The sequence below is a fragment of the Pseudomonas sp. AIG genome (assembly GCF_977020205.1).
Genome location: NZ_CDROCK010000008.1, coordinates 125,506 through 145,278 on the forward strand (window position 1 = coordinate 125,506; position 19,773 = coordinate 145,278).

The 19,773-nt window shown below is 57.7% G+C and carries 12 protein-coding genes; 10 read left to right on the plus strand and 2 right to left on the minus strand.

Annotation, left to right across the window (positions count from 1 at the left end):
- The first annotated feature begins 91 nt into the window (after positions 1–91).
- The 8 genes from ACWR1S_RS07755 (at position 92) to ACWR1S_RS07790 (ending at position 11,778) form a co-directional block, all read left to right on the plus strand.
- Positions 92–1,960 carry an extracellular solute-binding protein gene (locus ACWR1S_RS07755; protein WP_454563050.1) on the plus strand — a complete coding sequence of 623 codons (1,869 nt, stop codon included), beginning with the start codon at positions 92–94 and terminating at the stop codon, positions 1,958–1,960.
- Positions 1,960–3,021, plus strand: coding sequence for a microcin C ABC transporter permease YejB (locus tag ACWR1S_RS07760; protein WP_454563051.1), 1,062 nt, complete (start codon positions 1,960–1,962; stop codon positions 3,019–3,021). The genes ACWR1S_RS07755 and ACWR1S_RS07760 overlap by 1 nt, the downstream gene beginning before the upstream one ends.
- Positions 3,021–4,043: an ABC transporter permease gene (locus tag ACWR1S_RS07765; protein ID WP_141129481.1), complete on the plus strand. Its 1,023-nt coding sequence runs from the start codon at positions 3,021–3,023 to the stop codon at positions 4,041–4,043. The genes ACWR1S_RS07760 and ACWR1S_RS07765 overlap by 1 nt, the downstream gene beginning before the upstream one ends.
- A gap of 9 nt (positions 4,044–4,052) precedes the next feature.
- Positions 4,053–5,627 (plus strand): ABC transporter ATP-binding protein, encoded by a 1,575-nt coding sequence (locus tag ACWR1S_RS07770; protein WP_454563052.1) that lies wholly within the window; start codon positions 4,053–4,055, stop codon positions 5,625–5,627.
- A 166-nt stretch (positions 5,628–5,793) separates the two neighbouring features.
- Entirely contained in the window at positions 5,794–7,200 is a 1,407-nt protein-coding gene (locus ACWR1S_RS07775; RefSeq protein ID WP_454563053.1) for a sigma-54 interaction domain-containing protein, read from the plus strand.
- A gap of 294 nt (positions 7,201–7,494) precedes the next feature.
- Positions 7,495–8,886 (plus strand): GntP family permease, encoded by a 1,392-nt coding sequence (locus tag ACWR1S_RS07780; RefSeq protein ID WP_064390255.1) that lies wholly within the window; start codon positions 7,495–7,497, stop codon positions 8,884–8,886.
- A 7-nt stretch (positions 8,887–8,893) separates the two neighbouring features.
- Positions 8,894–9,667: a 3-hydroxybutyrate dehydrogenase gene (gene hbdH / locus ACWR1S_RS07785; protein WP_454563054.1), complete on the plus strand. Its 774-nt coding sequence runs from the start codon at positions 8,894–8,896 to the stop codon at positions 9,665–9,667.
- A 155-nt stretch (positions 9,668–9,822) separates the two neighbouring features.
- Positions 9,823–11,778, plus strand: a complete 1,956-nt coding sequence (locus ACWR1S_RS07790) for an acetoacetate--CoA ligase (RefSeq protein WP_454563055.1) — start codon at positions 9,823–9,825, stop codon at positions 11,776–11,778.
- 48 nt (positions 11,779–11,826) lie between these two features.
- Here ACWR1S_RS07790 and ACWR1S_RS07795 read toward each other — a convergent pair whose 3' ends face one another.
- Positions 11,827–15,510, minus strand: a complete 3,684-nt coding sequence (locus tag ACWR1S_RS07795) for a hypothetical protein (RefSeq protein ID WP_454563056.1) — start codon at positions 15,508–15,510, stop codon at positions 11,827–11,829.
- Positions 15,511–15,657: 147 nt separating this feature from the next.
- Positions 15,658–16,764 (minus strand): PilT/PilU family type 4a pilus ATPase, encoded by a 1,107-nt coding sequence (locus tag ACWR1S_RS07800; RefSeq protein WP_454563057.1) that lies wholly within the window; start codon positions 16,762–16,764, stop codon positions 15,658–15,660.
- 113 nt (positions 16,765–16,877) lie between these two features.
- On the opposite strand from ACWR1S_RS07800, the gene ACWR1S_RS07805 reads away from it, so the two are divergent.
- Complete coding sequence (locus ACWR1S_RS07805) at positions 16,878–19,415, plus strand: PAS domain S-box protein (RefSeq protein WP_454563058.1); 2,538 nt, start codon at positions 16,878–16,880, stop codon at positions 19,413–19,415.
- A gap of 51 nt (positions 19,416–19,466) precedes the next feature.
- Positions 19,467–19,742, plus strand: coding sequence for a peptidylprolyl isomerase (locus ACWR1S_RS07810; protein ID WP_007912322.1), 276 nt, complete (start codon positions 19,467–19,469; stop codon positions 19,740–19,742).
- Positions 19,743–19,773 lie beyond the last annotated feature (31 nt).

Below are 19,773 nucleotides of genomic sequence, written 5' to 3' on the forward strand. Positions count from 1 at the left end.
CCGTTGTGTTTCAGTTACACATACGGCTGGCGACTGGCGCGCCTCTCGCGTACAACTTGCGCTTATCGATTTCCCGGTTCCAAGGCTGACAATGCGACTGGTTTTCCCCACATTGATGCTCACCGCCCTCGCCCTGCTGACGGGCGCCGTCGGCGCGAACGCTGCCCCGCAACACGCGTTGACCGTTTATGGCGAACCCGCCAAGTACCCTGCCGGTTTCAGCCACTTCGACTACACCAACCTGCAAGCGCCCAAGGGCGGAACGATGCGCCGTTCGGCCATCGAGATCGGCCACTTCGATCATGTTCTTCCTTATATAGACAAAGGCATCGGCGTCACGCAGATCGATGGTTTGCTCTATTCGCCACTGGCCCAGCGTTCGCTGGACGAGCCTTACACGGTTTACGGACTGGTCGCGCAAAAGATGGAGCGCTCGGACGATGGCCTGTCGCTGCGGTTCTTCATCAATCCCAAGGCACGCTTTGCCGATGGCAAGCCAATTACCGCCGAAGACGTACGCTACACCTACGATTTATTGATGACCCAGGGCAGCCTGCGTTATCGCACCCAGTTTGCTGACGTCAAAGGTGTCGAAGTGGAGGCGCCACTGACCGTGCGTTTCGACTTCAAGAGCAATGAAAACCGCACCCTGCCACTGGACATCGCGACCCTGCCGGTATTTCCCGAGCATTGGTGGAAGAGCCGCGATTTCGCCGGGGGTGGCGGCTATGAACCCCCCTTGGGCAGCGGCCCCTATCGAGTCGGCAAAGTCGACTCTGGGCGCAGCATCACGTTTGAACGCAACGCCGACTGGTGGGGCAAGGATTTGCCGGTCAGTCGCGGCCTCTACAACTTCGATCATTTCAGCATCGAGTATTTCGGCGATACCGACGTCGCCCGGCAAGTGCTGCGCGGTGGCGCCTATGACTACAACCGCGAGTTCTCGGCCACGGGCTACTCGATCGGTTACGACAGCCCCGCGCTGAGCGATGGGCGCTTGCAAAAAGCGCATTTGGCCACCGAGGCGCCCCAGTCGGCCCAAGGCTTTGTGTTCAACCTGCAAAAACCGATGTTCGCCGATCGCCGTGTACGCCAGGCGCTGGCCATGCTGTGGGACTTCGAGTGGAGCAACCGGCAGATGATGCGCGGCATGTATATCCGCCAGCAGAGCTACTTTTCCAACACGCAACTGGCGGCAAGCGAACTGCCGGATGCGCAGGAACTGAACATCCTCGAACCGCTGCGAGGTCAGGTTCCCGACGAAGTCTTCGACACAGTTTTCGAGGCGCCGAAAACCGACGGCAGTGGCCTGATCCGCGACAAACAGTTGCAAGCCCTCGAATTGCTCGAGCAGGCCGGCTGGAAACCGGATGGCGATCAACTGGTGAATGCTCAGGGCGAGCCGCTGAGCTTCACCTTCCTGGTCAGCCAGAACGGTATGGATCGCTTGCTGCTGCCGTACAAGCGCACGCTGAAACAGATCGGCATCGACCTCAATATTCGCCGCATCGACTCCTCGCAATACGTCAATCGCCTGATGAGTCGCGACTACGACATGATCGTCACGGGCTACCCGGTCAGCACTTCACCGGGAGGCGAATTGCTCAATTACTTCGCTTCCGCGTCGGCCAACGACCCGGGCGCGAACAACTACATGGTGTTGAAAAACCCGGCGGTGGATACGCTGATCAACGGCCTGATCCGGGCGTCCACGCAGTCCGACATGTTGCATTACGCCCATGCCCTGGACCGGGTGCTGCAATGGAATTACTACTGGATTCCCAACTACTATCCGCCGGGCACCTCGACCGTCTGGTGGAACCGTTTCGGCATACCCTCGGTGCAAGCCAGCAATGACGAAGCCATCGAGAGTTGGTGGGAAATCAGCAGCACGCCGCTGACCAATCAGCAGATGACCGCCGAAAAAATTGCCCGTGGCAGACCCGGAGGGCCGCACTGATGTGGGGTTACATACTGCGGCGCCTGCTGCTGATCATCCCGACGCTGGTGATTATTCTGCTGGTCAACTTTGCGATCATTCAGGCCGCGCCCGGCGGCCCGGTAGAACAGGCCATCGCTCACCTGCAAGGGATCGGCGGTGCGAGTGTTGGCGGCGGTGCCAGCGAAACCATGAGCGGCACATCACGTGCCAGTCGTGGTCTCGATCCGCAACTGATCAAGGACATCGAAAAACAGTACGGTTTCGACAAACCAGCCCATGAACGGCTGTGGCTGATGTTGAAGAACTACGCGCAACTGGATTTCGGCAAGAGCTTCTTCCGTGGCGCGACGGTCACTGACCTGATCCTTGAAAAAATGCCGGTAACCATCTCCCTCGGGTTGTGGGCGACGCTGATCACCTATCTGGTGTCGATCCCGTTGGGGATCCGCAAGGCTGTGCACCATGGCAGTCATTTCGATATCTGGAGCAGCACGGCGATCATCATCGGTTACGCGATGCCGGCGTTTCTGTTTGCGATGTTCCTGATTGTGGTGTTTGCCGGCGGCACGTCGCTGAACTGGTTTCCGGTGCGCGGCCTGGTGTCGGACAACTTCGAATCACTGTCGAGCCTCGGTAAAATCGCCGATTATTTCTGGCACCTGGTGCTGCCGGTGACGGCGCTGGTGATCGGTGGTTTCGCCACGCTGACGATCCTGACGAAAAACTCGTTTCTCAATGAAATCACGCGTCAGTACGTGGTCACCGCGCGCGCCAAAGGCCTGAGCGAACGTCGCGTGCTCTACGGGCATGTGTTCCGCAACGCGATGCTGCTGGTGGTGTCCGGCATCCCGCAGGCGTTCATCAGCGTGTTCTTCGCTGGCTCCCTGCTGATCGAGGTGATCTTCTCTCTCGACGGTCTCGGACGCATGAGCTACGAAGCGGCCGTTTCGCGGGATTATCCGGTGGTGTTTGGCTCATTGTTCATCTTCACCCTCTTCGGCTTGCTGATAAAACTGGTCGGTGACCTGTGTTACACCCTGGTCGATCCGCGTATCGATTTCGCTGCGAGGAATGGCTGATGTTCAAGCTCTCGCCTCTGGGCCGCCGGCGCTTCGAGCGCTTCAAGAAAAACCGCCGTGGCTGGTGGTCGCTATGGCTGTTTATCGGCCTGTTTGTGGTGACGCTCGGTGGCGAGTTGATCGCCAATGACAAGCCTTTGGTCGTCAGCTATCAGGACCAATGGTACTTCCCGGTATTCAAGCGACACACCGAGCAGGAGTTCGGCGGACAACTGCCGTTCCAGGCCGATTATCGCAGCGACTATGTACAGAACCTGATTCGCAAGGACGGTGGCTGGCTGCTGTTCCCGCCGATTCCATTCAGTGACGACACGCCAAACTACGACCTCAACAAACCGGCGCCGAGCCCGCCGACGTCAGTCAACTGGCTGGGCACTGACGATCAATCGCGGGATGTGCTGGCGCGGGTGATTTTCGGTGCACGGGTGTCGATTCTGTTTGCCCTGATGCTGACTTTTGTCAGTGCCCTCATAGGCATTGCCGCGGGGGCATTGCAGGGCTACTACGGCGGCTGGGTCGATTTGCTCGGGCAACGCGTGCTGGAAGTCTGGTCGGGGCTACCGGTGTTGTACCTGTTGATCATCCTCTCCGGTTTCGTCGAGCCGAATTTCTGGTGGCTGCTGGGGATCATGGCGCTGTTTTCATGGCTGGCGCTGGTGGATGTGGTGCGCGCCGAGTTCCTGCGCGGACGCAATCTGGAGTACGTCAAAGCCGCGCGCGCGCTGGGTCTGAGCGACCGCAAGGTGATTTTCCGGCACATTCTGCCCAACGCCATGAACGCGACACTGAGCTACTTGCCGTTCATTCTGACCGGAGCGATCTCCACCCTCACCGCGCTGGATTTTCTCGGTTTCGGCATGCCTGCCGGCAGTGCTTCGCTGGGTGAGTTGATCGGTCAGGGCAAACAGAACCTGCAGGCACCTTGGCTTGGGTTGACGGCGTTTTTCACCCTGGCGCTGATCCTTTCCTTATTGGTGTTCATCGGCGAAGCGTTGCGAGACGCGTTCGACCCTCGATCCTGAAGCGTGGCCATGACTGACAACTTGATTGAAATCCGTCACCTCAACGTTGCCTTCCATGGCCAGACCGTGGTGCGCGACCTGTGCCTGGACATCCGCCCCGGTGAGTGCCTGGCGCTGGTAGGCGAATCGGGCTCGGGCAAATCGGTGACCGCCCATTCGATCCTGCAGTTGCTGCCTGAAAGCGAAGCGCAAACCACCGGCAGCATTCGCTATCGCGGGCAGGAACTGATAGGCGCGGAGCCCAAGGTCTTGCGCGAATTGCGCGGCAACCGCATCGCGATGATCTTTCAGGAGCCGATGACCTCGCTGAATCCGCTGCACACCATTGAAAAGCAGATCGGCGAAACCCTGCTGCTGCACCGTGGCCTCGGCGGCAAAGCGGCGCAGCAACGCATCCTCGAACTGCTCGGACTGGTCGGCATCCAGAAACCCAAGGAACGGCTCAGGGCTTACCCGCATCAACTCTCCGGCGGCCAACGGCAGCGGGTGATGATCGCCATGGCCCTGGCCTGCGAACCGGAACTGTTGATCGCCGATGAGCCGACCACTGCGCTCGACGTGACGGTGCAGCGCAAGATCCTGCTGCTGCTCAAATCCCTGCAACAACGCTTGGGCATGTCGCTGCTGCTGATCAGCCATGACCTCAATCTGGTGCGCAGCATTGCTCAGCGCGTGTGCGTGATGAAGGCCGGAGAAATCGTCGAACAGGCGCCTTGCGAAACCCTGTTCACCGAGCCAAAGCATCCTTACAGCTGTGTGCTGCTCAACGCCGAACCCGAAGGTGAAGCCCTGCCCCGGGATGAGCGCGAGAACGTGCTGGAAGTCGACGACCTGAAGGTTGAATTTGTCGTCGGCGGCGGTCTGTTCCAGCGCAAGCAATACCTGCGGGCGGTGGACGGCATCAGTCTGAGTGTTCAGCGTGGCAAGACGTTGGGCATCGTCGGCGAATCAGGTTCCGGCAAGTCGACATTGGGCCAGGCGATCCTGCGTTTGCTCGACTCCGAGGGCGGTATCCGCTTTCAGGGCCAGGCACTCGACGGTCTCAGTCAAAAACAGATGCGCCCGTGGCGCCGGCAGATGCAGGTGGTGTTCCAGGATCCGTTCGGCAGCCTCAGCCCGCGCATGTCAGTGGCGCAGATCATCAGCGAAGGCCTCGAAGTGCACTGCGAGTCGAGCGCCGATGAGTGCGACGAGCAAGTGATTCGTGTGCTTAAAGAAGTCGGCCTCGACCCGGAGAGTCGCCATCGTTATCCCCACGAATTCTCCGGTGGCCAGCGCCAACGTATTGCCATCGCCCGAGCACTGGTGCTGAAACCGGCGCTGATCCTGCTTGATGAACCGACGTCGGCACTCGATCGCACGGTGCAAAAACAGGTGGTTGCTCTGCTCCGCCAGCTTCAGGAAAAACACGGTCTGACCTATCTGTTCATCAGCCACGATCTGGCGGTGGTGCGCGCTCTGGCCCACGACATGATCGTGATCAAGGATGGCAAAGTGGTCGAGCGTGGCGCCAGTCATGACGTGTTCGACGCGCCGCAGCATCCGTATACCAAAGAGCTGTTGGCGGCGGCGCATCCGGGGTAGGCATAATCGCCAGTCGACTTGAAACCGGGTCGCGGCTTTCGCGAGCAGGCTCGCTCCCACAAGGTTCGCGCCGGACACAAAATTTGGGAACGACCCAATCTACTGTGGGAGCGAGCCTGCTCGCGAAAGGGCCGGCGCAGGCCACATACAATCAGGATCAGCCTCCATGAACACCACCGAAAGCCTCAAGGACTACCAACGGGTTCGCACCCTGGCGATCCGCTCGCTGTTCGAGATCATCGAGCAGTCCAGTGAGGGCACGGTGATTGTCGATCGCGATGCCAACATCGTCTGGATGAACGAGCGTTACGCCCGGCGCTTCGGTCTTGAATCGGCTGAAGGAGCGATCGGTAAACCTTGCGAGAGCGTGATTCCCGGCAGTTTGTTGCGCGAGGTCGTACGCAGCGGTCGCCCGATCCTTCTGGACATGCAAGACACCCCGAAAGAGCCTTTGGTGGTGATGCGCCTGCCGATTCACGATGACGTTGGCACGGTGATCGGCGCGATCGGTTTTGCCCTGTTCGACGAGTTGCGCACCCTGTCGCCGATGCTCAAACGCTACTTGAGCATGCAGGAAGAACTGGCCTCGACCCGGTCCCTGCTGCGCGCCCGGCAGACCAAATACAACTTCGCCCATTTTATCGGCACCAGCGCCGCCAGCCTCGAAGTCAAACGGCGGGCGCGGCGCAGTGCCAGCGCCGAATCGCCGGTGTTGCTGCTCGGCGAAACCGGTACTGGCAAAGAGCTGCTGGCGCAGGCCATTCACAGCGCCTCACCACGGGCGCACAAAGCGTTCGTCAGTATCAACAGCGCGGCAATTCCCGAGGCGTTGCTGGAAGCGGAGTTTTTTGGCACCGCGCCTGGCGCGTTCACCGGCGCCGACCGCAAGGGCCGCACCGGCAAGTTGCAGATTGCCCAGGGCGGCACGTTGTTTCTCGACGAGATTGGTGACATGCCGCTGCCCTTGCAGAGCAAACTGCTGCGCGTGTTGCAGGAAAAGGAATTCGAACCGGTAGGCTCCAACGACGTGATTGAAAGCGATGTCCGCGTGATTGCCGCCACTTCGACCGATCTGCAAGCGGCGATCAAACGCGGTGAGTTTCGCGCCGATTTGTACTATCGCCTCAATGTGCTGCCGATTCAGGTGCCGCCATTGCGTGAACGTCTTGATGATCTGCCGGCGCTCAGCGAAGCGATCCTTGAAGAGCTGCGCAGTCAGCACGAACTGCACCGTGATGCGCTGGCGTTGCTCAGTCAACATGCCTGGCCGGGGAACATTCGCGAGTTGCGCAATGTGCTGGAGCGGGCGGCGTTGCTCAGTGATGACTTGATGCTGACTGAGCAGGATATTCGTGCGGCGATTGGTACGGTGACGCCGGTCGAGCGTGGTTCAGCCCCACTGGCTGAGGTGGCGCCAGGGGAAACATTCGCCCAGGCACGCGAGCGGTTTGATCGACAGTTGATTCAGTCTGCCCTCGCGCAATGCGCGGGCAATGTACCGGAAGCAGCTGCTCGGCTGGGGCTTGGTCGGTCGACGCTGTACAAAAAAATGGTGGCACTGGGAATTGTTTGAGTCTCTACAAAGAGACACGGATCTCATTAATTAGAAAATTCGTCAAGGTCAAAAGATCGCAGCCTTCGACAGCTCCTACAGGGGAATATCGGGTCCGCACTGTAGGAGCTGCCGAAGGCTGCGATCTTTTCGGTTCAACACGGTCTCTAAAACGAGACAAAACTTCTGAAAAACCCTCCACTTGATCAATAATACTCTTGTATTTCAATACTTTAGCTATTTGGCACAGATCTCGCTAAAGCCTCTCCCACACCCGTTCCACCCACAAAAATAACAATTCTGGAGAGACACACCATGAGTGTGATCATTGCCTTGGCAGCCCTGGCGCTGCTGATGCTGGCTGCCTACCGTGGCTACAGCGTTATCCTCTTCGCGCCGATTGCCGCCCTCGGCGCCGTCCTGCTCACCGACCCTTCTGCCGTCGCCCCCGCGTTCACCGGGGTGTTCATGGAAAAAATGGTCGGGTTCATCAAACTGTATTTCCCGGTGTTCCTGCTCGGCGCCGTGTTCGGCAAGTTGATCGAACTGTCGGGTTTTTCCCGTTCGATTGTCGCTGCGGCCATTCGCTTGCTCGGCACCAAACAGGCGATGCTGGTAATCGTGCTGGTCTGCGCCCTGCTCACTTACGGCGGCGTGTCGCTGTTCGTCGTGGTGTTTGCGGTGTATCCGTTTGCTGCCGAGATGTTCCGCCAGAGCAATATCCCCAAGCGCCTGATCCCGGCGACCATCGCCCTCGGTGCGTTCTCGTTCACCATGGATGCCCTGCCCGGCACGCCGCAAATCCAGAACATCATCCCCAGCACCTTCTTCAATACCACCGCGTGGGCGGCGCCGTGGCTGGGTGTGATCGGCACGATTTTCGTGTTCTGCACTGGCATGCTGTTTCTGCAACGTCAACGCAACAAAGCGCAGCGCGCCGGTGAAGGCTACGGCACTGAACTGCGCAACGAGCCGGAAACCGCTGAAGACCTGAAACTGCCAAACCCATGGATTGCGCTTTCGCCGTTGTTGGCAGTGGGCATCATGAACCTGCTGTTCACCCAATGGATTCCGCAGTGGTACGGTAAGACCCACAGCCTCGCACTGCCGGGCATGGCCACACCGGTCACTACCGAGATCGCCAAACTGACGGCGATCTGGGCGGTGCAGGCGGCGTTGCTGGTCGGCATTCTGATGGTGCTCGCGTTCGGCTTTCAGGCGATTCGCAGCAAGCTCGCCGAAGGCAGCAAAAGCGCGGTGAGCGGTGCCTTGCTGGCGGCGATGAACACCGCGTCGGAATACGGTTTCGGCGCGGTGATCGCTTCGCTGCCGGGCTTTTTGGTGCTGGCGGACTGGCTCAAACAGATTCCCAATCCGCTGGTCAACGAAGCCATCACCGTGACGCTGCTGGCCGGTATCACCGGTTCGGCTTCGGGCGGCATGAGCATTGCGCTGGCGGCGATGTCCGAGCAGTTCATCAGTGCGGCCCACGCCGCGAACATTCCGCTGGAAGTGCTGCACCGCGTCGCCGCGATGGCCAGTGGCGGCATGGACACCCTGCCGCACAACGGCGCGGTCATTACCCTGCTGGCCGTCACCGGCCTGACCCACCGCGAAGCTTACAAAGACATTTTCTGTATTACGCTGATCAAGACCCTCGCGGTTTTCGTCGTGATCGGCACTTTCTACGCCACTGGCATTGTGTGAGGTATTCATGACCACTCTTTCCGGCAAGACCGCACTGGTAACCGGTTCCACCAGCGGCATCGGCCTGGGCATCGCCCTGAGCCTGGCCAAGGCTGGCGCGAATCTGATTCTCAACGGTTTTGGTGATGCATCAAGCGTCATCGCCGACGTCGCTCAGTTCGGCGGCAAGGTCGGCCATCATCCCGCGGATGTCAGTGACCCGGCGCAGATTGCCGAGATGATCGAGTATGCCGAGCGCGAGTTCGGCGGTGTCGACATTCTGGTCAACAACGCCGGTATTCAGCATGTGGCGGCGGTGGAAGAATTCCCCGTCGAGCGCTGGGACTCCATCATTGCCATCAATTTGTCTTCGGTGTTTCACAGCACGCGCCTGAGCCTGCCCGGGATGCGCGCCAAAGGCTGGGGACGCATTATCAATATCGCTTCCGTGCATGGTCAGGTCGGTTCGACCGGCAAAGCCGCTTACGTGGCCGCCAAGCATGGCGTGATCGGTTTGACCAAAGTGGTCGGCCTGGAAACCGCGACCAGCAACGTCACCTGCAACGCAATCTGCCCGGGCTGGGTGCTGACGCCACTGGTGCAGAAGCAGATCGATGATCGTGCCGCCAAGGGTGTCGATCCGCAACAGGCGCAGCATGATCTGCTGGCCGAGAAACAACCGTCGCTGGAGTTCGTCACACCGCAACATCTGGGCGAACTGGTGTTGTTCCTGTGCAGCGAGGCCGGCAGCCAGGTGCGTGGGGCGGCGTGGAATATTGATGGTGGGTGGTTGGCCCAATAGCGCGCCCCCCCTCTGTGGGAGCGAGCCTGCTCGCGAAAGCGCTGGGTCAGCCAATGAAGTCGTTGAATGTACGGACGTCTTCGCGAGCAGGCTCGCTCCCACAGGTGTTATGTGTGCGCTCGACCTTGTGCATTAATAAAAACAAGAGGCAAGCAATGTCCGACATCCTCTGGCAACCCGACGCCAACCGTATCGCCAATTCGCGCATGGACACCTTCCGCCGTGCGATCAATGAGCGCCACTCGCTGAAACTCGACGACTACCCTGCCCTGCACCAATGGAGCGTCGAGCAGCGCGCGGAATTCTGGCAGGCAATCGTCGACTTCTTCGATATCCGTTTTCACACGCAGCCCGATGCCGTGTTGCGTGAAGGGCCGAACATGCCCGACGCCGAGTGGTTCCCCGGCGCCACGCTGAACTTCGCCGAACTCCTGCTGCGTCGTCGCGACGATGCTGTGGCGGTAATAAGCGTGGCGGAGAATGGCCAGCGCGAGCAGTTGACCTGGGCCGAACTCGCCGAGCACGTCGCCGGGTTTCAAGCGAGCCTGCAGGCCGCCGGTGTTGGCCTAGGTGATCGCGTCGCCGCCTGCATGCCCAATACCTGTCAGACGCTGGTGGCGATGCTCGCTACTACCAGCCTCGGCGCGATCTGGTCGTGCTCCTCGCCGGATTTCGGCACCCACGGCGTGATCGATCGCTTCGGCCAGATCGAACCGAAAGTGCTGCTCACCTGTGCAGGCTATCGCTATGCCGGCAAAACGATCGACCAGACCGACAAAATCAACGAAATACTCGAACAGCTGCCAACGCTACGGCAGTTGATCATCGTGCCTTATGCCCAGCCGCAAGCCCATGTCGAGGCTTACCAGACTCGCGCCGAAGTGAGCTTGTGGGATGACTTTTATCACGCCGGAGGCGAACCGGACTTTATCCCGGTGCCGTTCAACCATCCGTTGTACGTGCTGTATTCCAGCGGCACTACCGGCGTGCCGAAATGCATCGTGCACAGCACCGGCGGCGTACTGATCCAGCACGTCAAGGAACACGGTCTGCATTGTGATCTCGGCCCCGGGGATCGACTGTTTTACTACACAACGTGTGGCTGGATGATGTGGAACTGGCTGGTTTCGGCGCTCGCCGTCGGCAGCGCCGTGGTGCTGTACGACGGCTCACCGTTTCACCCGGACAATCAGCGCTTGCTCGACTTGATCGACGATGAACGCATCAGCGTGTTCGGCACCAGCCCCAGGTTCCTCGCGACCCTGGAAAGCAGCGGCGTCAAACCCCGCGACAGTCATGATCTGGGCAGCCTCAAGACGCTGCTGTGTACCGGTTCAGCGCTATCGCCGCAAAGCTATGACTTCGTCTATCACGACTTCAAACGAGATGTGTGTCTGGCGTCGATGTCGGGCGGCACCGATATCGTCTCGTGTTTCGTCAATGGCAACCCGCTGTCGCCAGTGCGGCGCGGCGAGAACATGGGCAAGAGTCTGGGCATGGCGGTTGAAGTCTGGAACGACGCCGGCCAGCCGGTGATTGGCGAAAAAGGTGAACTGGTCTGCACCCGGCATTTCCCGGCCATGCCGATCGGCCTGTGGAATGACCCGGACGGAACGAAACTGCGGCAGTCGTATTTCAGCCTGTTTCCCGGGGTCTGGGCACAGGGCGATTACGCCGAACAACGGCCTCATGGCGGGATGCTGATTCATGGCCGCTCGGATGCCGTGCTCAATCCCGGCGGTGTGCGCATCGGCACGGCAGAGATCTACCGTCAGGTTGAGAAAGTCGTTGAAGTGCTGGACAGCGTCGCCATCGGTCAGCAGTGGCAGGATGACGTGCGGGTTGTGCTGTTTGTCAGGTTGCGCGCAGGGCTGGAACTGGATGAAGCACTGGAGCAGCGCATCCGTCAGGTAATCCGCGCCAATACCACCCCAAGGCATGTACCGGCGAAGATTGTGGTGGTGACAGACATTCCGCGCACCATCAGCGGCAAGGTTGTCGAATTGGCCGTGCGCGAGGTGGTGCATGGACGCCCGGTGAAAAATACTGATGCACTGGCCAATCCCGAAGCGCTGGAGCAGTTTCGGGATCGGTGGGAACTCACGGAGTAAATGCTGCCGAGTGACAATGCCTTGCGCCGGAGTGGACATTGATGAAAATCAATCGCTATTCAGTTCAATGAGCACTTCGCGGTCGATAGTACGACCCACGTTATTTGCGACCGCAGCGTTCAATATCCCAATGTTCTTGAAATACGCAGTGGCATCTGTCTCCACCTGACTGAGCAGAGCGGTTAAAAGCGCAAAGGAGTCTGCATTCAAACGAGCCTCCGTTGCATTGTGGAAACCTCCTCCCGATTTTGGCAGGCGCCCCGCCGCAAGATTCAGCAAAGGTGCCACATTCAAAACGGGGTTGTTGGCTCGGACGGAAGCTGGCGCCGAGGCAATGTCCGTTTTTCCGGTACCGGCACGAAACATCTCATGGAGCAGGTCATCGGCTATTTCACCATAATTAAAAACGGCTGCATTGAAACGGCCATTGAGGTTCTGGTTATTGATGTTCAGGAATTGAACATTCCCCCTCTCGTGTAGACCGGTCTTCTTCCATTCGCTGTATTGGCTCTGACTGACCTCGATAGTTTGATCATCCACCTTGGCACTGTGCAGCACGAAATTGCTTACGGACGTGTTGTAGACGTTTAACCGGACAGCGGTCAGTAGCGTCATAAGTTCGTCGCGCCCTCCTATCGTGCTGCCTAAAAACAGTCCAATGACAAGATCGGTCTTGGTATTGAGTTTCGGTCTATTGAGAACGTTGAAAGCCGCATCCACCTTTTCGCGCACAATCGGCAGACTTTGCTGAACGATATGGCGTGTGTAGCTTTCAGGCCGGACGTTAGGCACGGTAAATGCCTGCTGGAACTGGAAGCCTTCCAGTTTTTTGCCCCACGGGGTACCGCGACTGCTGATCGCATACCATTGACTGTTTCTGTTCAGCGCGCAGACGTTCAGCGCATTAACCGCATTGGCACGAGGTCTCCATGTACCTTGGCCGGCTTGAGGCAAACTCGCCAACTGAATAAAGTCCACGGATTGACGCCTGCCGGTCAATCTATGCAGCTGGGAGGTAGCCGTTTCCAGCAACTTGACGCCCTGCCTGCTCAATTCAAGCCCGTTTTTTAAAACTGACTTGGTCGCCAGGTAACCGGCTGTCGGTAAACCATCGATAGGGTTCAATATCGACACTGTCAGTTTCAGCGAGTACTTCAAGACACTGGACGATTTCGCCGTCAGCGACACTGTTCTAGCTGCAATCGCGAGGATTTTCGACGGGGCACCCAAGACCGTGAAAAAGATACCGATCGCGTCCATTGTGCACGCGTAAATTCCATCGACAATCCTGTCCTGCTCACCCGACGCGAGGTCTTCAATGCATCTTTTAAAAGGCACGACCAAATCAATTATGTAGGTGACCCATTCATCTGTTTTTTTGGTGAGCGTTTCCCTTTCCGTGAGTTCGGTAAAGGCCAATATCATTTCATCGACGCTTCCAACGGGGCGATGGGTAATCACGAACTGCGCGATATTATTTATATGTGTACTCATGAAAAATTGATAAAGACTGTGTTTGCCTCTCGGGACCACCGCCGGCGCTGAAAGAGTACCCAATTTTTCGATGACCATTTTATCAGAGGCATTAGGACGTGGACGCGCGCCCTGCATATAGCTTTGAAAATCCGTCGGTACATTGTGGGTTTCAGGAAGTGGAAAAAAGGCATCATTGTCATTGCCTTCGAATTCCAGCCTGGCCGGCATCGTCATTTTTTGCGTTGCCAGTACTAATTCACCCAAGGCGTCGTTTCTTCGACATTCGCCCAAGAGACTAAACACCTCATAGCACAGCGTTTTATTTTCACCGTAAGACGCGATCATAATCACCGCAAACCGGCCCCTCGCCTGATCTTTCTTCGCTTGTACCTCAACGTTCTTCGGTCCCTTATTAGCTACGCCTACCAAGTTGTAGTTAGTGTTGGGATAGACAAGTTCAGCGACTGGTGCGCGCACGGTGAAAAATGTGACTTTGCTTTTAGCGAAAACATCACGATCCTGCTTTGGCATGCCAGCCAATGCCAGCTTTATATTGGAAGCTATCGCGCTGTGAAGACTCTGATGATACTGCCGCACCTCGTTTTCAAAAACGCTCTGATTGTTTGCCAGCCCCGTTAACCGGGGATATTGGCTAAGGATGTGCGGCGTTTTATTCCAATCCCATGCCCCCGAAGTCAACTCTCCCTCGATGTGCAAATCCAGCATGGACACCCTTGCACTGGAAAAAGTCTCAGGCCGAAGCAGCGGTTCTTCAAGAAACTCACATTCCGGCGCCGCTTGCTGCAATGCTGCCAACGCCAGTTTTTTCCGATTGGGCACAGGTGTGGAGAAAGCTTTCACGCCGTTTACCAGCGTAGCCACGTGTCGTTGATAAGCTTCCATGGCGCGTTGGGCGGCGTTTGCAGTGGATACAGTCAAATCAGTCTGAGTGATCACTTCGTTTAATAGCGCCCAATCGATGATGACATCAATGGCTGCCAAACCTTGAAGTTGCTCCAAGGCATTACTGATCGACCCCATGTCGGCAAAATGCATGACGTCCTCGTAGTTAAAGAAACGTGAAGCTCCCTTGACACTAAGTTCGATCATGCCGACTGCCTGAGAAAACGTTACCCAACCGATAGAGCCGACTGTCAGCCACGCAGGAACATCATTGATAAGCAAGCCAGGAGCGGCGTGGGACAAAAGCATGTGCGAGGCCAGTGGCACCAATCTTTGAGAGACCATTCCCTGGTTAACGAGATGGTTTTCAAAATCCTCGCGAATAATTCGCAATTTCTTATCTGCTGCGACGGAAGGACGATAGAGATCATACCCAGCGATAACGTTGCGCTGTCTTTCCTCACCAATGAACGGATCAAGTTGGAGAAGAATGGCCGTGTAGAGAATTTGCGCGTAGTCGTTGCCGTCACACACCTCGTCCGTCCGGGCGCCCCACCAACTCAATCCCTCAATGTACTTCTTCGCCAATCCGTAGGAGAAATCATGATGCACGAGTTCGTCTATGATCTCATCGGCGGTTTCCCGATGGACACCACTGTGAAGAACCGGATTCACGTTTTCATACAACATACTCAGCAGACTCTTGCCTGCGGGAACGAGTTTTTCAGTCAACGCAATGATTTCTTGGCATTCAGACTCGGCCAACGCGACCGCTCCCCCATCGTGGCCGATTAGTTGCTCCCAGTAATAGGCAATCTGCTTGGAATCACGAAACTCCCACTGCAGAAAGGTCAGCAACCGTTCCAACTGCACAACGTCGGCGGGAATGAGCAACCCGTGGAAGCGCAACCATTGAGCATAACTGGCATCATCCTTTACTGAACGTACAGTTCCGCCCGTCAGTTCAGCCCCCTCCTTGATTTTCTTCAGCACCGATTGAGCATGAGGATCAGACTCTATTCTTTGTCGTATGTTTTCAGCGTTACCTCCGTTTTCAATCCATACGTCAAGGCCTGCGCTGGTGACAGTAGCAACGGCATCACGGTGATGATGTTTGATCAGATCCCTCAGCATTTTGCTGAACGGCTCATGCACATAATAGAAAGATGACCCCTCCTGAAGTGTCAGAGTGATTGCATCCATATCAATCAACACAGTATCTCGACGCGCCCTGTATAACGCATAAAAAACTGACGTTATCTTCTTGCGCTCGACCTCATCCCCAAGAATGCACAGCTGATTATCCTGCGCAGCCTGAACAGCACTTCCAACCACATTATTTCTGACTTTCATACATGATCTCAGTTTAAAAATTCGACACCAGAGTCGGCGACACCAACTTTTAAACAGAACGGAACACTGAGCAACCGCTTAGTTATTAATCAACATTTCAAAACAACCAATAAACAGCGTAAAAAAGCACCCAACTCAATCACATTCTCATTCAGCCAACCCCCATTCAGCCGAAGACACCCCCTTCATCTTTTCAACCAAACCCAGCTTGATCCTTAGTCTTAAATTATTTACCGAATCTGCATATTTCAATGCTTCATCAATATCAACAACCCCCTCTTCTACCAAGCGATAAAGTGCCAAATCGAATGTTTGCATCCCTGCTTCTTCCGACTTCTCCATTACACTTTTCAGTTCCCCCAGCTCATTTCCACGAATTAGATCTGCCACCGTCGGCGTGCCCAGCAGTACCTCGACAGCCGCCCTCCTTTGCCCATCAACAGTGCGCACTAACCGCTGCGAGATAAATGCTTTCAGATTATTGCCCAGCGTATGCAATAACTGCGGCCGTCGTTCTTCCGGGAACATGTTGATGATCCGCACCAGTGCCTGATTGGCGTTGTGCGCGTGTAACGTCGAGAGCACCAGATGCCCGGTATCGGCAAATGCCAAGGCATGTTCCATGGTTTCGCGGTCGCGGATTTCGCCGATCAGCACCACATCCGGCGCCTGACGCAGGGTGTTTTTCAAAGCGGCGTGGAAGCTGCGCGTATCGACCCCGACTTCCCGTTGGTTGACGATCGAACGCTGGTGCCGGTGGATGTACTCGATCGGGTCCTCAATGGTGATGATGTGCCCGGTGCTATGGCGGTTGCGGTGGTCGATCAATGCCGCCAGCGAAGTCGACTTGCCCGAATCGGTGGCGCCGACAAACAGGATCAGCCCTTGCTTGAGCATGACGGTGTCGAGCAGTACCGGCGGCAGTTTCAGGTCAGCGAAACGCGGGATGTCGAGTTTGACGTTGCGGATAACAATCGACACATCGTTGCGCTGTTTGAAGATGTTCACGCGAAAACGGCCGACGCCCGTTCGCGAAATCGCCAGGTTCATTTCCAGATCCCGGTCGAACTCCCGTCGTTGCTCGGCGTCCATCAGGGAGGCGGCGATGGCGGCGGTTTCACCGATCTTGAAAGGCTGCTCGCTCAACGCCGTGAGCACGCCGTCGATCCGCGCGCTGGGCGGTGCGCCCGTGGACAGGAACAGATCCGAACCGTTTTTATTGGACAAAACTGACAACAGTGCATCGATTTCCATGGCAAAAAGCACCCGCGAAGCATTCAATGAACAGAAAATGGCCTGCGCCTGACGCAGTTCAACTGCAACAATGATAGACGTCGCCTCACCGAACCACGCTCAGGACTGATGCAATGAATGCTGTACCGAACACCGACGACGCGCAGGCACTGATTGCCCGCACCGACTGGAGTCGCGGCCCGCTGGGTGCTGCTGGCAACTGGCCGCAGAGCCTGCGCACGGCGGTGGACATCGTGATTCACTCGCCCATGCCGATGCTGTTGTTGTGGGGCCCGCAACTCACGCAGATCTACAACAACGGGTTCGCCCTGCTCGCCGGGCACAAGCATCCGCACGCTTTCGGACAGCCTGCGCATCAGATCTGGCCAGAACTTCAAGAGTTTACCGACCCCATTTACAGAGCAGTCCTACAAGGCCAGGTGCGCACCTACAGCGAAAGACGCTTCACTCTGCAACGTGACGGTAAAGAGTCCGACTTCTGGCTGGATCTGACCTATAGCCCGATCCGCGATGAAACCGCGCAAGTGGCCGGCATCCTGGTCACCGCCATCGAAACCAACGAACGCCGGCGCATCGCCCTGGAACTGCAGCGACGCTCCGAAGAAAGCCTCAAGGCCCAACGGGAAACCGAGGAACGTCTGCAACTGGCCCTCGCCGCGACCGATGCCGTCGGCACCTGGGATTGGGACATCGGCGAAGATCGCTTTATCGCCGATGCCCATTTCGCTCAGTTACATGGCGTCGATCCCGGCCTCGCCGGCCAGTTGCCAATCAGCGATTACTTGCAGGGCGTACACCCGGAAGACCGCGCGATGGTCGCGCGCAGCATCAAACACTGCATCACCTACGGCACCGAATACGCTGAGGAATATCGTTTGCTGCAGGCCGATGGCGAGGTGCGCTGGGTGTTCGCTCGCGGGCGCTGCTACAAGGATCATCACGGCCGGCCCGTGCGATTTCTCGGTGCGGCGCTGGACCTGACCGAGCGTAAACACACCGAACAGGCGTTGCGCCAGAGCCAGACCGAACTGCAACTGATCATCAACGCCATGCCGATCCTGATCAGTTACGTCGACCGTGAAGAACGCTTTCGCCTGAACAACGCGGCCTATCTGGACTGGTACGGCCTCACGCCACAGGAACTCTACGGGCGCACGATTCGCGAAGTCATCGGTGAAGAAGCGTATTTCCTGCGCCTGCCTTACATTGCCGAGGCGCTGGCCGGCAGACCGTGCTCATTCAGCCTCTACACCCCGCACCGCGATGGCAGCAGTCGCCACGCGCTGATGAATTACCTGCCACGTTACGGTGCGGACGGCGCCGTCAACGGTTTCTATATCTTTGTCATCGACGAGACCGAGCGCAAGAAAACCGAAGAGGCCTTGCGCAATCTCAACGAAACCCTTGAAGAACGGGTCGGCGCCCGCACCGAACAATTGGCCCAGGCCAACCAGCGTTTGCAGAACGAGATGTTCGAACGCGAGCGCGCCGAAGATGCCTTGCGCCACGCGCAGAAGATGGAGGCCGTCGGTCAACTGACTGGCGGCATCGCCCACGACTTCAACAACATGCTCACCGGCATCATCGGCAGCCTCGATTTGATGCAGCGCTACATCGCCAATGGCCGGGCTGACGAGATTGGTCGTTTTACCGAAGCGGCGGTGTCATCGGCCAACCGTGCAGCGGCGCTGACCCACCGTTTGCTGGCGTTTTCACGGCGTCAGTCGCTGGATCGCAAAACCCTCAACGTCAATGAACTGGTGCATTCGCTGGAGGATCTGATCCGCCGCACCAAGGGCGATCCGATCGAACTCACCCTGCGTCTGGCGGAAAATGTGTGGCCGGTCAGCACCGACGTCAGCCAATTGGAAAACGCCCTGCTCAATCTGGTCATCAATGCCCGCGACGCGATGCCTGATGGCGGCGAGTTGTTGATCGAGACCGCCAACGTCTATCTCGACGGCAGTGACATCACCACGCTGGAACCGGTCAAGGCCGGCGATTACCTGATGCTGGCAGTCAGCGACAACGGCACCGGCATGACGCCATCGGTGCGGTCCAAGGCATTCGATCCGTTCTTCACCACCAAGCCCATCGGCCAGGGGACCGGGCTGGGGCTGTCGATGATTTACGGGTTTGCCCAGCAGTCCGGTGGCCACGTCAGCCTCGACAGCCTGCCAGGCCAGGGCACTTGCGTGCGGTTGTACTTGCCGCGCTTGTACGGCGTCGAACCGGAACGGCCGGCCATCGTGCCTCCTGCACAGGCGCCGACAACGGCAACCGGTGAAACCGTGGTGGTGGTCGAAGATGACCCGGCGGTGCGCATGCTGGTGCTCGACCTGCTCCGGGAGTTGGGTTATCAAGCCTACGAAGCCGAGGATGCGAAGACCGCCCTGCCCCTGCTGGAATCGGATCTGCGGGTGGACCTGCTGGTCACCGATGTCGGCCTGCCCGGCATGAATGGCCGGCAACTGGCGGAAATCGCCCGCCAGCATCGGCCGGGCCTCAAGGTGCTGTTCATGACCGGTTATGCGCAGAAAGCCGCCGAGCGTCAGGGGTTTCTCGAGGATGGCATGGACATGGTCGCCAAACCGTTTGCCATTGAGCTGCTGGCCAGCAAGATCCGCACGATGATCAGCCAAACTCCGTGACTTGAGGCATAATCCGCGCCCCGCCGTCACCCCGTTATCAGGTACCGCACGATGAAAGCCCAAGCCCGCCACATTCTGGTGAAAACCGCCGAAGAGGCCGAACAGCTCAAACAACGCATCGCCAAGGGTGAAGCGTTTGATGTGCTGGCGAAGAAATTTTCGACCTGCCCGTCCGGCAAGCGCGGCGGCGATCTGGGTGAAGTGCGGCCGGGGCAGATGGTCGGGGCGATTGATGCGGTGATTTTCAAGAAACCGCTGCGCACGGTGCATGGGCCGATCAAGAGCAAGTTCGGTTATCACCTGGTGCAGGTGTTTTATCGGGATTGAGTGGTTGGCTTTAAGACCCTATCGCGAGCAG